Annotated in this window: 12 protein-coding genes; 8 read left to right on the top strand and 4 right to left on the bottom strand. The window is 64.4% G+C overall.

Going from position 1 to position 15484, the window contains the following annotated elements:
* Positions 1 to 122: 122 nt before the first annotated feature.
* The 4 genes from DBW_RS02925 to DBW_RS02940 form a co-directional block, all read right to left on the bottom strand.
* Entirely contained in the window at positions 123 to 617 is a 495-nt protein-coding gene (locus DBW_RS02925) for a SixA phosphatase family protein (protein ID WP_066723949.1), read from the bottom strand.
* Between the two features lie 597 nt (positions 618 to 1214).
* Entirely contained in the window at positions 1215 to 3425 is a 2211-nt protein-coding gene (locus tag DBW_RS02930) for a PAS domain S-box protein (protein WP_066723952.1), read from the bottom strand.
* A gap of 58 nt (positions 3426 to 3483) precedes the next feature.
* On the bottom strand, positions 3484 to 6252 hold the full coding sequence (locus DBW_RS02935) for a phosphoenolpyruvate carboxylase (protein ID WP_066723955.1): 2769 nt from the start codon (positions 6250 to 6252) through the stop codon (positions 3484 to 3486).
* Between the two features lie 49 nt (positions 6253 to 6301).
* Positions 6302 to 6730, bottom strand: coding sequence for a DUF3617 domain-containing protein (locus tag DBW_RS02940; protein WP_066723959.1), 429 nt, complete (start codon positions 6728 to 6730; stop codon positions 6302 to 6304).
* Between the two features lie 336 nt (positions 6731 to 7066).
* On the opposite strand from DBW_RS02940, the gene DBW_RS02945 reads away from it, so the two are divergent.
* The 8 genes from DBW_RS02945 (at position 7067) to DBW_RS02980 (ending at position 15483) form a co-directional block, all read left to right on the top strand.
* Positions 7067 to 7762 (top strand): response regulator, encoded by a 696-nt coding sequence (locus tag DBW_RS02945; protein WP_066723962.1) that lies wholly within the window; start codon positions 7067 to 7069, stop codon positions 7760 to 7762.
* Position 7763: 1 nt separating this feature from the next.
* On the top strand, positions 7764 to 9569 hold the full coding sequence (locus DBW_RS02950) for a sensor histidine kinase (protein ID WP_066723965.1): 1806 nt from the start codon (positions 7764 to 7766) through the stop codon (positions 9567 to 9569).
* Positions 9570 to 9730: 161 nt separating this feature from the next.
* Positions 9731 to 10795, top strand: a complete 1065-nt coding sequence (pstS, locus tag DBW_RS02955) for a phosphate ABC transporter substrate-binding protein PstS (protein ID WP_066723968.1) — start codon at positions 9731 to 9733, stop codon at positions 10793 to 10795.
* Positions 10796 to 10942: 147 nt separating this feature from the next.
* Positions 10943 to 11869 carry a phosphate ABC transporter permease subunit PstC gene (pstC, locus tag DBW_RS02960; protein WP_066723971.1) on the top strand — a complete coding sequence of 309 codons (927 nt, stop codon included), beginning with the start codon at positions 10943 to 10945 and terminating at the stop codon, positions 11867 to 11869.
* Entirely contained in the window at positions 11869 to 12720 is an 852-nt protein-coding gene (gene pstA, locus DBW_RS02965) for a phosphate ABC transporter permease PstA (protein WP_066723974.1), read from the top strand. The genes pstC and pstA overlap by 1 nt, the downstream gene beginning before the upstream one ends.
* Positions 12717 to 13586, top strand: coding sequence for a phosphate ABC transporter ATP-binding protein PstB (gene pstB, locus DBW_RS02970; protein ID WP_082820146.1), 870 nt, complete (start codon positions 12717 to 12719; stop codon positions 13584 to 13586). Before pstA ends, pstB begins: the two co-directional genes overlap by 4 nt.
* 60 nt (positions 13587 to 13646) lie before the next feature.
* Positions 13647 to 14300, top strand: coding sequence for a phosphate signaling complex protein PhoU (phoU, locus tag DBW_RS02975; RefSeq protein WP_066723976.1), 654 nt, complete (start codon positions 13647 to 13649; stop codon positions 14298 to 14300).
* A gap of 226 nt (positions 14301 to 14526) precedes the next feature.
* Entirely contained in the window at positions 14527 to 15483 is a 957-nt protein-coding gene (locus DBW_RS02980) for an IS1595 family transposase (protein WP_066723977.1), read from the top strand.
* Position 15484: the final 1 nt, after the last annotated feature.

Raw genomic sequence — 15484 nt, forward strand, 5'->3', positions numbered from 1 at the left:
GGCACCGGTTTCATTGGGAGCAAAGCATGGAGAATGATTATTAACAGACAATCCCAGAGGCGACGTTCCTTGTCAAGCCTTCTTCCCGGCGGGGGGCGCTGCTCCCTGATGAGGATGACGTGTCAGGCGGCGATCAGCTTGAGCTGGGGGGCGGTCAGGCTGTAGCGCAGTTCCGCCAGTTGGGAGGCATCTGCAGGGAGGTCGAGACGGCAGAGGCCGCCGTTTTCGAAATGGATGCGCACCCGGCTCCCCTGGCCGAGGAGGAGGGAGGCGATTTCGGCCAGCGACGGCAGGTGACCGACGACGATAATCGCCCCGGTGCCGTTTTCACCATTGCCGCGCAGCAGGCGCAGGCTCTCCCGGGGCGGGGTCAGCGGCAGCAGCAGGTCGCTCTCGAGAATGTCGCTGTAGGGGAAGTTGACCGCCTCGGCGATCAGGGCCGCGCTCTGCCGGGAGCGTTTCTTTGAACTGCAGGCGAGGAGGTCGGGAACGACGCCAAGGCGCTTGAGGGCGCGCCCGGCCATCTGCATCTGCACCACCCCTTCCCGGGAGAGCGGTTCCTCCGGATCGTCTTCACTGGCAAGCGCCAGGCCATGCTGCATCAGGTAGAGTTCCATGCGCCGATCCTTTCGCCGTGTTGTTTGCCAAGAGTGTAGCCGATAACCGGCTGCCGTGCAGCGCCGGCAACAGGCGCCAGGATGAAACATCGCGGAAGGGACCGCCGTCGGCGTTTCCCGGCTGTGCAAATCCACAGTCTGGGTCTGCCTATCCGGTCCCGAAAAAATACGCATCGCCACGTAGCCGCGGAGGGAGCGCAGGGCTATAGTCATAACCAAGCAGCGACCCGTTTGGCAGGCGGGTACTGCGGACCTTCTTCAAACCCTTCTCACCACACCTCTCGATTTGGCGCGTCGCACGATACCCTCCTGGGCGGCGCGCCTTTTTTTTGTCTGCAGCAGACCCTGGCCGCCTCACCTGGCTCTTGACAAGGGCCCGGCATTCACCTGCACTTCCGTCCTGATTTCCGCCTGGTCTTCCATGGCGGCTCCCCTTTTCTGCCTGCTCCTTGCTCCTAACCCTGTCTCCGGCCAGGTTGCGGGCAGCTGGAGGCGCAACCGGCGAACCGAGCTGGTCGAAGCGAATTAACATCAAAAGAGCGGGGGAGGTCGTGACCTCCCCCGCTCTTTTCGGCTGAAGCAGGTATTTCCTGCCGGTCAGGCCTCGTTGTGCAGGGGGAGGGCGACAACCACGGTGGTCCCGCGCTCCTTTTCGCTGGTGACGGCAATCTCGCCGCCGTGGCCGTCGACGATCTTGCGGACGATGGTCATCCCCAACCCGAGGCCGCCGATGGCGGTATTCGAGGTATCGGCGCGGTAGAACTTGTCAAAGATCCGCTCCACCTGGTCACTGGTCATGCCGATCCCCTGGTCGGTGACCGCAATCTGCAAGCGGTCGCCGGTCAGGGTGGTCCGCACCGTGATCGTCCCCCCGGCGGGAGAGTACTTGACCGCATTGCTGAGCAGGTTTTCCATGACCTGGTGGATCTTTTCCCGGTCGATGCTGAGAATGACCGGTTCCAGCAGCAGCTGAAGGCGGAAGGAATGGCCGGGCGAGCCTTGCCGGTACTGCGCGACGACCTCGCGCAACAGTTCGTTGAGGTCGGCGGGGACGCGGTCAAGGGCGATCAGGCGGCCCGATTCGATGCGCGAGAGGTCGAGCAGATCATCAATGATATGGGCGAGAACTTCCGCCTTCTCGCAGATTTTCCCCAGGTATTCCTGCTGCTCGGGCAACGGCAGCTGGCCGAGCAGCAGCAGCAGCTCGGCGTAGCCCATCACCGAGGCGAGGGGGGTGCGCAGCTCGTGGGCCGCGGTGGAGATGAATTCACTCTTGATCTGATCAACCTCCCACTCGCGGCTGATGTCGCGCAGGATGGTGATGGCGCCGCCGGTGTCGCCGCTGGTGTTCAGGATCGGCGCCGAGCGGGCCTGAATCACCCGGGGGCCGGTCCTGCCGGCCAGGGTAAAGTCGCACTGCAGGATTTGGCAGCAGCTCAGCGGCATCTGCAACTGCCGGCAGAGCGCCGGGTCGAGAGGGAGCTCGGCGACCGGCGCCAGGTGAACCCGTGTCAGCTTGAGTCCGAGGAGTTCTTCCGCCGCCGGGTTGAGATGGGTCAGCCGCTGGCAGGCATCGGTCACCAGCAGGCCGTCGCTGACCGAACGCAGGATGGCGTCGATCCGGTCGCGGGAGGCGGCGGTGTCGCGCAGCGCCCGGCGCAGCTGGATCTCCGCCTGTTTGCGCTCGGTGACGTCCTGGACCAGGCCGAGGCCGCAGGTCGGCTGACCGGTCTCGTCGAAGAGCCAGGCGGTCGAGACCTCGCCCCAGATCACGCGGCCGTCCTTGCGCAGAAAGCGTTTTTCGTAGCTGAAGGTGGAGCGCTCGCCCCTGGCCACTTCACTGAAATAGCGGCAGGTCTCTTCCAGGTCGTCGGGGTGGGTGATGTCGGTCGGTGTCATCCCCTTAAGCTCTTCCTCGCTGTAACCGATGAACTTCTCGAAGGCTTGGTTCGACTGCAGAAAGCGGCCGTCGGGGGCGAGGATGTTGATGCCGGCGTTGGCATGGGCGAAGAGGGACTGGAAGCGCTCCTCGCTGCGCCGCAGGGCGAGCTCGGCCTGGCGGCGATCGCTGATATCCTCGACCACCTCGATAAACCGGCGCGCCACGCCATCGCCGTCGAAGACCGGAAACGCCTTGATGCTCACCGTCAGCTGGGTGCCATCATCCCGCAGCCCCTGGGTTTCGGTGGTGACCGGTTTGCCGCTCGCCATCGCCCGGGTTCCCGGACAATGGGGGCAGACCTCCGGCCGTTTTTCGAACTCGACGAAACAGTGGCGGCCGACGAAGTCGCCGACCGGTTTGGCAAAGAACCGCCCCTGGGCGGCATTGCTCATCAGGACACGGTAATCCTGGCCGATCAGGGTAATGCCGAGGTCGATGTTTTCCACCAGGGAGCGGTAGAGCTCTTCGCTCTCGCGCAGTGCGTCCTCCTGCTTGCGGCGCTGGCTGACATCCTGGAACAGAATCGATACCCCGCCGCGAAAGGGAAAGGCCCGGACCTGGAACCACTTTTCGAGGGGCGGATAGAACTCCTCGAAGGCGATTTCGGCCTCCTCCCGGGCGGCGCGCTGGAATTGCCGGGCGAAGGCAGTTTCCAGGGTTTCGGGAAAGGCGTCCCATAGGGAGTGGCCGAGGAGCTGGTCGCGCAGCCGGCCGAGGAAGCGCTCGGCCTGGGGATTGAGGTAGGTGAAGCGCCAGTCGGCATCGACGACGACGACACCGTCGCCGATGCTCTCGAGGATGGTCAGCGCGAGGTCGCCGGCTATTTCAGGGACGTCGGCGGAGGAAGGGTTGATCGGGTCGTTCATGGCGGCCACCGGGCAGCAGGGTGAAGTCCTGCCATTTTCGCAGAAACCGTTCCAATTGTCAGCCGGTATTGCGCAGGCCGGCGGCGATCCCGCTGATGGTGGCGGCGAGCACCTCGTCGAGCTCCGGCCCGCCGCCCCCCTCCTGCCGGCGGCGCAGCAGTTCGATCTGCAGCAGGCTTAAGGGATCGACATAGGGTTTGCGCAGCCACAGGGAGCGGGCGAGATCGGGCTGGCGCTGCAGCAGGTGGGTCTGGCCGGTGACCTTGAGCAGCATCCGAACGGTACGGCGGAATTCTTCGTGGATCAGGTCGAACACCCGCTCGCGCAGCAAACGATCCTCGACCAGCTCGGCATAGCGCCGGGCGAGGGGGATGTCGACCCGCGCCAGGGCGAGCTCGACGTTGCGCAGCAGGTCGGCGAAAAAGGGGAGGTCGGCGGCCATCGCCCGGAGCCGGCCGAACTCATCATCGCCGCGCTCGGCATAGCACTCGAGGGCGTAGCCGACGCCGAACCAGCCGGGGATGCCGTGGCGGCTCTGGATCCAGCCGAAGCCCCAGGGGATGGCGCGCAGGTCGCCGAGCCCCTCGCTCTTGCGGCGCTTGGCGGGGCGGGAACCGAGCCGCGCCAGCTCGAAATCGCGTACCGGGGTGGCCTGTTCAAAATAGATGAGGATGTCGGGATTTTCGGCGATCTTCTCCCGGTAGACGGAAAAGGCGAGGTGGGAGAGCTCCTCCATCGCCCGTTCCCGGTCCGGGGCGAGGGGCCCGTGGCCGAGCAACGGCCGGGCCAGGGCTTCGAGGGCGGCGGCCACCATCAGTTCGAGGTTGCGGCCGGCCAGGACCGGGTCGGCGTATTTGAAGTTGATCACCTCCCCCTGCTCGGTGATCTTCAGCGCGCCGGTAAAGGCGCCCGGGGGCTGGGCGACGATCGCCCGGTTGGTCGGTCCGCCGCCGCGGCCGACGGTGCCGCCGCGGCCGTGGAAGAGCTGCAGGGTCACTCCGCATTCGGCGGCGACCTGGTGCAGGGCGCGGTGCGCCTTGTAGATCTCCCAGGTGCTGGTCAGCATGCCGCCGTCCTTGTTCGAATCCGAATAACCGAGCATCACCTCCTGGCGCCCCCCCCAGGAGTCGAGGTAGGGACGGTAGGCGGGGAGGGACCAGAGCTCCCGGCAGGTCTGCGGCGCCCGGCGCAGATCGTCGATGAACTCGAAGAGCGGTACCGGCATCAGGCCGGGATCGCTGCCGTCGGCGCTCGCCGCCACCTGCACGCCGCACAGCTCCAGCAGCCAGATCAGGGTGAGGACATCGCCGCTGCTGCGGGCGCCGCTGATGACATAGCTGCGCAGGGCCGCGGGCGGGTATTCCAGTTTCAGGGCGGCGAGGGTGCGCAGGGTTTCGAGGAGTTCACGAGTTTCGGCGCCAGGGATGGCCGGCAGGTCGTCGGCCGTTTGCCCCGCCGCCAGCTCGCGGGCGGCCCGGGCGTGGACCTCGGCGTGCTGGCGGATGTCGAGGGTCTGCAGGTGAAAGCCGCAGGTCTGCACCAGGCGCAGCAGCGGATCGAGATAGGCCTGCGCCAGGCGCAGCCCACCATGGCCGGCGAGACTGGCGCGCAACTGCTTCAGGCCGGCTGCGAATTCCTCGGCCCGGCAGGCGCCGGGGGTCTCGGCGCCCTGGCGGGCGAGGCGCAGGCGGTGCCGGAGCAGGACCAGGTAACGGCGCCCGGTTTCGCACTCCGGGTAGCGGTCGACCTCGGCGGTCGCGCCGGGAACGGCGCGCAGCCCCTGCGCCAGGGCCTGTTCGAGGGCGGCGCCGGGGGCGACCCGGCCGGCCGAGGAAGTGAGCAGGCCGATCAGCTCGTCGAGGGTCGCCAGGTAGTGATCGAGGATCAGCTCCCGGCTCGCCTGCAATGCCTCGCGGGTCGCCGCCGGGGTGACGTAGGGATTGCCGTCGCGGTCGCCGCCGATCCAGGAGCCGAAGCGGAGCAGGAGCGGCAGTTCGGCCGGGTCGGTCTCGCCGCCGTAGCTGGCGGTGAAGGCCGCGGCGACCTCCCGGTAGAGCCCCGGCAGGGGCGGGAGCAGGGCCTGGGGAAAGTGATCGAGGCCCATGCGAATTTCATCATGGATGGTCGGGCGCTGGCGGCGGACCTCGTCACTCTGCCAGAGGCTGGTGATGGCGGCGAGGATCGCTTCCTGATCGATCAGGCCGGCGCCGGTTTCGAGGGGGAGGTGATCGAAGCCCGCGAGCAGGGCGGCGATACGGCGCCGCTTTTTCAGGACGACGCGGCGGGCGACTTCGGTCGGGTGAGCGGTGAAGACCGGGACGAGCTCCACCTGCCGTAACAGGCCGCGGGCGGTGGCGGCGTCGATCCCCCCCTCCTTGAGCCGTCGCAGCGTGCCGCGCAGGGAGCCCGGCTTGTCGCTGCCGGCAATCCTGGCCGCGCGCAGGCGGCGCTTGCGGTGATTGGTTTCGGCAAGGTTGGTCAGCTCAAAAAAATTGCTGAAGGCCTTGACGATCTGGTGGCAGTCGCCAAGGCTGAGGCCGCGCAGCAGTTCGATGGCGCGCTCCTGCAGCTCGGCCTCCCCTTCCGGGTCGAGGGTCGTGATCCCCTGCTCTTCGATCCGGTCGCGGTGACGAATGGCGAGCTGCCGCAATTCCTCCTCGACCTGGAACAGGCGTTGGCCGGCCTGCTCGCGCAGGACCACGCCGAGGAGCAGCCCGAGGTTGCGGACATCGCGCCGCAGCGGCAGGCCGGTCCCTTCCGGGTCTGCACCGATCAGTTCCGCGAGCCGGCTGGCCTGGTCCGCGGCCTGCCACAGGCATGCATCCATCGCTTCTCTCCCTCCCGCCGCACTCCCGGCCGCCGGGGCCGGCTCCGTTCTACTTGCCGCAGGCGCCGAGGCGCTTGCCGGAAAGCTTCTGGTTCATCTCCATGGCGCCGTCCTGTTTGCTGTCGATCGTGGTATGGATGGTCCCCTCCATGCTCTCCCGTTGATAGGTGATGCTCCCCTCGCTGCGGGTCACCCCCTGCTTGTCGCGGCACTCCATGACCCAGGAGACGGTGCTGCCGACCACCTTGTTCTCAAGCATCTTGCACTCCTGCTTCGGGTCCTGCTGCTGCGGGACCATCTTCTCGGGCGTCAGGCACATCTTGTACTTCATCGGCGGGATCGGGAAGGGCATCCCCGGCATCTCCGTCTTCATCGTCATCTCCCATTCTCCCGGTTGCATCTCCGTGGCCGCGAAGGCCGGCGTCGTCGCGAGGCACAACAGCACCAGGATCATTCCACCCCAGATTCCGATTTTCATGGTCGACCTCCCCGTTCCTGTCCGATAAAGGGCGCCTGGACCGGTTCCCATACCGACTCCCGGGCGTCCCTGTCAGCCGGATGAACGCTATTGCCATCCGGGCCTCGCAAATATAGCAGAAAGCCGGACCCCGGCAATAAAAGTGGTTCCTGCAAGCGCCGGCATTTGCGTTAAACTGTTGGCCGAGCCGCTGCGCAGTATCGAGGGACCTTCGGTACCGCGGCCAGGGGCGGGACCTTGCAGGACGAGGCCGCCAATTCGCCCCCGCGCCGGCAAACTCACATGATCCTAACAATCCTGTTGTAACCACTGGGAAAACCGAAGGGACAGGACGCCATGGCCAAGGAACAGATTCTGGTGATCGAAGACGAGGAGGATATCCTCGCCCTGGTCCACTACAACCTCGCCCGCGAGGGATTTCGGGTTGCCACCGCCACCAGCGGCGAGGAGGGGCTCAAGGCCGCCCGGGAACAACTGCCGGAACTGATCCTGCTCGACCTGATGCTCCCCGGGATCGACGGTCTCGAAGTCTGTCGCGCGCTGAAGGGGACGGCGGCGACCGCGGCGGTGCCGGTGGTGATGATGAGCGCCAAGGGGGAAGAGGCGGATGTCGTCGCCGGCCTCGAACTGGGCGCTGACGATTACATCACCAAACCGTTTTCGCCACGGATTCTGCTTGCCCGGGTGCGGGCGGTGCTGCGCCGGCGCGCGGCCGAGGCGGTCGCCCGGGAGGCCGGCGAGGCGATCGTTTTTCCCGACCTGACCATCCACCCCGGACGCAACGAGGTCCTGGTCCAGGGGACGCCAGTCGAGTTGACTTTTACCGAATTCCGGGTTCTGCACACCCTCGCCAGCCGACCGGGGTGGGTCTTCACCCGCTACCAGATCGTCAACGCGGTGCGTGGCGAAGACTATGCGGTGACCGACCGTGCGGTCGACGTGCAGGTCGTCGGCCTGCGCAAGAAACTCGGCCCCTGCGGCAAATATATCGAGACCGTGCGCGGTGTCGGCTACCGTTTCCGGGATGAATAGCATGCGCTCGCGCAAACTGCTCTGGCAGCTCTATCCTGCCTACCTGGTACTGATCGTCGTCGCCCTCGGGGCGCTCAGCTGGTTCTATTCCCGCGCCCTGCATGACTTCTACTATCGCCAGGCCGAGAACAGCCTGCAGGCCCGCGCCATCCTGCTGCAGGAGCAGGTGCGGGGTGGGCTCACCGCGGCGGAGGGGCCCCGACTCGAACGGCTTTGCCGAGAACTCGGCGTGCGCACCGCGACCCGCTTTACCATCATTCTGCCGGACGGTACCGTCCTTGGAGATTCGCAGGAAGAGCCGCAAAAAATGGAGAACCATGCCGGGCGTCCCGAGGTGCAGGTCGCTCTCAGCGCCGGCCGCGTCGGCACCTCCATTCGCTACAGCCGCACCCTCTCCCGCGACATGATGTACGTGGCGGTGCCGGTGCTGGAGCAGGGCCAGGTGACCGGTGCGGTGCGGGCGGCGATGGCGGTCGATGCCATCAGTGCTCCCCTGCGCGGCCTCTACCTGCGCGTCGCCCTGGCCGGGCTTGCGGTGGCTCTGATGACGGCCCTGATCAGCCTCTGGCTATCGCGGCGGATCAGCCGGCCGCTGGAGGAGATGACCCGCGGTGCGGCGCGTTTTGCCAATGGCGAACTCGGCGAGCGCCTCGCTCTAAGCGGCTCGGCAGAGATCGATGCTCTCGCCACGGCCATGAACCAGATGGCGGTGCAGCTTGGCGATCGCATCAGCACCGTCGTCAACCAGCGCAACGAGCAGGAGGCGATGCTCGCCAGCATGGTCGAGGGGATGCTCGCCGTCGACACCGAGGAGCGCATCCTGCGTATCAACCGCGCCGCCGAAACCCTGCTCGGTATTCGCTCCGGCCAGGTCCTCGGCCGCCGCCTGCAGGAGGTGGTGCGCAAGGCTGACCTGCAGCGCTTCGTGGCGCGGACCCTGGCGAGCCGGGAACCGGTGGAAGCCGATCTGACCCTGCATGACCAGCAGGAGCGCTTTCTGCAGGCCCACGGCACCCTGTTGCGCGGTGCCGCCGGCGAAATTCTCGGCGCCCTGATCGTCGTCAACGACATCACCCGGCTGCGGCGCCTGGAGACCCTGCGCCGCGACTTCGTTGCCAACGTCTCCCACGAACTGAAGACCCCGATCACCGCCATCAAGGGGTGTGTCGAGACCCTCCTCGACGGCGCCGCCAATGATCCCGCGGCCGGGCGGCGTTTTCTCGACATCATCGCCCGCCAGGGGGAGCGGCTGAATGCGATCATCGACGACCTGCTGACCCTCTCCCGCATCGAGCAGGACGCCGAGAAACACGATATCCCGCTGCAGACGGGGCCGGTGCGGGAGGTGGTGCAGGCCGCGATCCAGTCCTGTTCGGTGACCGCGGCCGCGCGCTCGGTCACCCTCGAGATCGATTGCCCGGAAGCCTTTCCGGCCGCGATCAGCCCGCCGCTGCTGGAACAGGCCCTGGTCAACCTGATCGACAATGCCATCAAGTACAGCGACGAGGGGGCGGCGGTCGGGGTCAGTGTCCGCTGCGCCGGGGGCGATCTGGCGATCGCGGTGCGCGACCGGGGTTGCGGCATCCCGCGCGAACACCTGTCGCGGCTCTTCGAGCGCTTCTACCGGGTCGACAAGGCGCGCAGCCGCAAGGTGGGAGGGACCGGGCTCGGACTGGCGATCGTCAAGCACATCGTTCAGGCCCATCGGGGCCGGGTGGTGGTGACAAGTACGCCCGGGGAAGGGAGCGTCTTTACCATCATTCTCCCGGCCCGGTCGGTGTCTGCCCCCCTACCGGAACCCTGCTAACCAAAAACTAACAATGGCCTGTTACAAGGTGCAAATCGGCAGTTCAGGAGATTTTGCACGCTTCTCACGAGGCACTAACCGAACGCTAACATCTCCGGGGATAATAGGCAGCGAAACCAAACGGTCAAATCATTCAATCCCCAACAAGGAGACCAGGCAAAATGAAGACGAGCTTTTCGATTCTCAAATCCCTGCTGCTGATGGTTGCAGTGTCCGGGCTGCTGCTGACCCTTCCCGTGGCCAAGGTGCAGGCGGCCACCACCATCAACGGCGCCGGCGCCACCTTCCCCTTCCCGGTCTACGGACAGTGGGCCTACCAGTACGAGAAGGAGACCGGCGTCCGGCTCAATTACCAGTCGATCGGTTCCGGTGGCGGTATCAAGCAGATCAAGGCCAAAACCGTCGATTTCGGCGCCTCCGACGCCCCTCTGAAACCGGCCGAACTGAACGAAGCCGGCCTGATCCAGTTCCCGATGATCATGGGCGGCGTGGTGCCGGTGGTCAATATTGACGGCATCGCCCCGGGGCAACTGCGCCTCTCCGATGCGGTCCTCGCCGACATCTTCCTCGGCAAGATCACCAAGTGGAATGACGCGAAAATCGCCACCGACAACCCGGGCCTCAAGCTGCCGGCCCAGGACATCACCGTGGTGCATCGTGCCGACGGTTCCGGAACCACCTGGATCTTCACCAACTACCTGACCAAGGTCTCCAAGGAATGGGCGGAGAAGGTTGGCAACAACAAGGCCGTCGAGTGGCCGGCCGGGGTTGGTGGCAAGGGGAACGAGGGGGTCGCCGCCTACGTGCAGCGCATCAACGGCGCCATCGGTTACGTCGAATATGCCTACGCCCTGCAGAACAAGATGAGCCATGCCCTGCTCAAGAACCAGGCCGGCAACTTCGTCGCCCCGACCGCTGAAGCTTTCCAGGCGGCGGCGGCCAATGCCGACTGGGCCCACGCCGAAGGCTACTACATGGTCCTGACCGATCAGCCTGGCAAGGAGAGCTGGCCGATCACCGGCGCCTCCTTCATCCTGGTCTACAAGGATCAGGCTAATGCCGAAACAGCCAAAACGGTCCTTGATTTCTTCGCCTGGTGCTACAAAAATGGCGCCGAAACGGCCCTCAAGCTCGACTATGTGCCGATGCCGGAAAAGGTCGTCGACATGGTCGAGGCGACCTGGGCCAAGGAAATCCGCGCCCATGGCAAGCCGGTCTGGAAATAACCCTCGCCCCCGGAATGCAGAACCGGGGTATTGACAAGCTGAGCAAAGCTGCGAGTCGCGTGAAGTGGGGACGATTCCCCGCTTCACGCCGGCTCGTTGGTGCTTGGCCTCTCTCCCGTTCCTCGCGACGGATCTGAGAAAGCGAATATGGAGCTGCAAAAGCAACGGAACTTTGACCCCGCATTCCGTGGCCTGGCCACAGCCTGCGGCATTTTGGTTGTGGCGCTGGTCGGTGGCATTTTCTGGGAACTCTATCGCGGGTCGGCGCTCTCGCTGGAGAAGTTCGGACTCGGTTTTCTCTTCTCCCAGTCGTGGAACCCGGTCACCGAACAGTTCGGTGCGGCGAGCAGTATCTTCGGTACCCTGGTCTCGACCGCCATCGCCATGGTCCTTGCCGTCCCCTTGAGCCTGATCATCGCCCTCTTCCTGGTCGAGCTGGCGCCACCGCGGGTCAGTCGCGTGGTTGGTGCGGCGATCGAACTGCTGGCGGCGATCCCGAGCATCATCTACGGCATGTGGGGGCTCTTTGTCTTTGCCCCCTTCATGGCCGACTACGTGCAGCCCTTCCTCGCCAGGGTCGGTGGCGACCTCCCCTTTTTCAAGGGACCGCCGATGGGGATCGGCATGCTCACCGCCGGCATCATCCTGGCGCTGATGATCCTTCCCTTCATCACCTCGGTGACCCGCGACATCTTCCTGATGGTGCCGGCAGTGGTTAAGGAGTCGGCTTACGGCATGGGGTCGACGACCTGGGAAGTGAGCCGCAAGGTGACGATCCCCTACGGCATCCAGGGGATCGTCGGCGCCTGTTTCCTCGGCCTCGGCCGCGCCATCGGCGAGACGATGGCGGTCACCTTCGTCATCGGCAACCGCCACGAGATCTCCGCTTCCCTTTTCGCTGCCGCCAACAGCATCGCCTCGACTCTCGCCAACGAGTTCACCGAGGCCTCCGAGGAGATCTACCTCAGTTCGCTGGTGGAACTCGGGCTGGTCCTCTTCGCGGTCACCTTCCTGCTGCAACTGGTGGCCCAGATCTGGCTGAAGCGGACCAAGCGCAAGATGGGGGTGGCGTGATGCGGGAGCGGTCGATGGCAGCGCGGCGCTTTACCGACCTGTTGTTCCGGGCTCTGGCGAGCCTGGCGGCCCTGATCGGCATCGCCTTTCTGGTCTGGATCCTCTATGTCGTCCTCGCCCGCGGGCTTGGCGCCATCAACTGGGATTTCTTCACCGAGCGGCCGGCGCCGCCGGGCATGGCCGGGGGGGGCGTCGGCAGCGCCATTCTCGGTACCCTGCTGATGACCGGCCTGGCCATGGTGATCGGCGTTCCGACCGGCCTGCTCGCCGGGGTCTACCTCGCCGAGTTCGGCCAGCACAACAAGTTCGGCGAGTGGGTCCGTTTCACCTGCAACATGCTGATGGGAACGCCTTCGATCATTATCGGCGTCTTTGTCTACATCATCCTGGTAATGCCGATGAAGAACTTCTCCGGCTACGCCGGGGCGGTGGCGATGGCGGTGATCATGCTGCCGGTGGTCACCCGCACCACCGAGGATATGCTGACGCTGGTGCCGAGCGCGCTGCGCGAATCGGCGCTCGCCCTCGGTGCGCCGCGCTGGAAGGTGACCCTCGGCGTCGTCTTCCGCGCCGCCCGCAACGGCCTGATCACCGGCATCCTGCTGGCGGTCGCCCGGGTCAGTGGTGAGACCGCGCCCCTCCTTTTCACCGCCCTGAACAGCCCCTACTGGCCCGAATCTCTCAACGAGCCGATCAGCAACCTGACCGTCACCATCTTCAACTACGCCATGTCTCCCTATCCCGACTGGCAGGCGATGGCCTGGGGCGCCTCCTTTCTGATTACCGCCGGGGTCCTCGGCGCGACCCTCTTTACCCGTACTCTCCTCTGGCTCAGGAGCCACAAGTCATGACCAATGTATCCTCCCTGCAGGCAACCAGCGCACCCGCCGAATCTTTCGCGGCGGAAGCCCCTCCGTTGGCGAGTGCCAGGTCGGCTGAGCGCCCCTCGCTGGTTGGCAATACGCCGGTGAAGATATCGACGCGCAATCTCAACTTCTACTACGGCGAGCACCAGGCGCTGATCAACAACAATCTCGATATCGCCAGCAACAAGGTGACGGCGATCATCGGTCCTTCCGGTTGCGGCAAGTCGACTCATCTGCGCACCTACAACCGGATCTTCGAGCTCTACCGCAACCAGCGGGTCTCCGGCGAAATCCTTCTCGATGGCGACAACCTGCTCGATCCAGCCCGCGACGTGCTCGAACTGCGGCGCCGGGTCGGGATGATCTTTCAGAAACCGACCCCCTTTTCGATGAGCGTCTTCGACAATGTCGCCTACGGCTTGCGCCTCCACTACAAAATGAGCCGCAGTGAACAGCAGGAGCGGGTCGAGAAAGCGCTACGCCAGGCGGCGCTTTGGGACGAGGTCAAGGACAAGCTCGACAAGCCGGGGATGGCCCTCTCCGGCGGCCAGCAGCAGCGCCTGTGTATCGCCCGGGCGGTTGCCGTCGAGCCGGAGGTGGTGTTGATGGATGAGCCGACTTCCGCCATCGACCCGGTGGCGACCTCCAAGATCGAGGAGCTGATCACCGCCCTCAAGGAGAACTACACCATCGTCATTGTCACCCACAACATGCAGCAGGCGGCGCGCATCTCCGACTATACCGCCTTCTTCTATCAGGGGCTGATCATCGAATTCGGCGCCACCAAGAAGATCTTCACCAAACCGGTGAAGAAACAGACCGAGGATTACATCACCGGACGCTTCGGCTGACCCGGGGACTTCGGCAAAAGCAGTCGGGCAACCATTCCGTTCCGGAAAGGACGTGGCATCATGACCATGCATATGCAGCGCGAACTGGAAAAGCTCAAGAAGATGATCCTCGCTCTCTCGGCCGTGGTCGAGGAAGCGGTGCAGCAGGCGGTGCTGTCGCTGGTGAAGCGGGATGTGGCGCTGGCCGAAAAGGTGGTCGCCGGCGATGAGCAGGTCGACCGCATGGAGGTCGACCTCGAAGAGGAGTGCCTGAAGATTCTTGCCCTGCACCAGCCGGTCGCCGCTGACCTGCGCTTCATTGTCTCGGTACTGAAGATCAACAACGACCTCGAACGGATCGCCGACCTGGCAACCAACGTGGCGGAACGGACCGTCGGACTCGCCAGCGTCGCCCACTGTGAATTTCCTTTCGACCTCGAAGAGATGGCGACCAAGGTCGAGACCATGCTGGAGAAAGCCCTTGACGCGCTGGTCAATCTCGACCTGCGGCTGGCGACCGAGGTCACTACCCTTGATGACGAGGTCGACTCCATTCACAAGCAGAACTACACCCTGGTGAAGAACCAGATCCGGCGCTTCCCGGAGCGCCTCGACGCCCTGGTGCAATACCTCTCGATCTCCCGGCACCTGGAGCGGATTGCCGACCTGGCGACCAATATTGCCGAAGATGTGACCTACATGATCGAGGGGGAGATCGTGCGCCACGGGCTGTAAACGAAGCGTGCGGTTTCGATAAGCGGGAGACGGGCGTCGCGCGACGCCCGTCTCCTTTTTGTCGGAAAACGGTATTTTTTGGGCTATACAGGAGGGCGATTCGGCTGTAAAATGTGCAACATTTAATTTCCTGATTAGGTCTGATTCTCAGCTATGACACATTCTGTCGCACAGGGAGCATAGAGTTTGGCCATGGAACTCATGAATAACAAGGAGGTTAGCATCCATGGCCATCAATCGTATCCAGTTCCAACCGGGGCTGAGCTTGGCTGATTTTCTCAAAGACTATGGTACGGAGGCCCAATGCGAGGCGATCCTTGAGCACTCGCGCTGGCCCCAAGGATTTGTCTGTCCAGCATGCGGTGCAAGCCGCGCGGTCCAGTTTCGGCGAGGACGGTCGAACATCTTCCAGTGCTGTCGCTGCCGCAAACAGATCTCGCTGATCTCCGGAACGATTTTCCATGGGAGCAATCTGCCGCTGACCCAGTGGTTTCTGGCCCTCTACTTCATGACACAAGGCAAGTCCGGCCTGTCGATGCTGGAGTTGAGACGAATGCTGGGTTTGAGCTACAAAGCGGCTTGGCGGCTCAAGCACAAGCTCATGCAGGCGATGTTCGAGCGCGAAGAGACAACGGTTCTGGCCCAGCGGGTCGAGATCGACGACGCCTACTTGGGCGGGGAACGCTCCGGCGGTAAGGTTGGTCGCGGTTCGGAGAACAAAGTTCCCTTCATTGCGGCAGTGGAGACCAGTCACGAGGGCCATCCGCTGCGAGCTGTTTTTAGCCGGGTGACGACCTTCAGCAGCCATGACGTTGATCAATGGGCCAAGAATCACTTGGCACCGACGGCGCTGGTCGTTTCTGATGGCCTGAATTGCTTCCGCGCCGTCACCAAGACTGGGTGCTACCATCAGCGAGAGGTGGTTGGTGATCAACGCAGAAGTACCGACATGGGCTGCTTCCACTGGATCAACACCATCCTGGGCAATCTTAAGACGGCCATGGCCGGAACGTATCATGCGTTTGACTTCGACAAATATGCGCATCGCTATCTGGCCGAGTTTCAGTACCGGTTCAACCGGCGGTTCGATCTGCGCAGCATGCTGCCAAGACTGCTGTTCGCCTGTGTCTCAATCGGCAAGCGGCCCGAGGCCTGGCTTCGCCGAGCTGAGAATTGGACCTAAT

The organism is Desulfuromonas sp. DDH964 (assembly GCF_001611275.1).
In the GTDB taxonomy this organism is placed as follows: domain Bacteria; phylum Desulfobacterota; class Desulfuromonadia; order Desulfuromonadales; family DDH964; genus DDH964.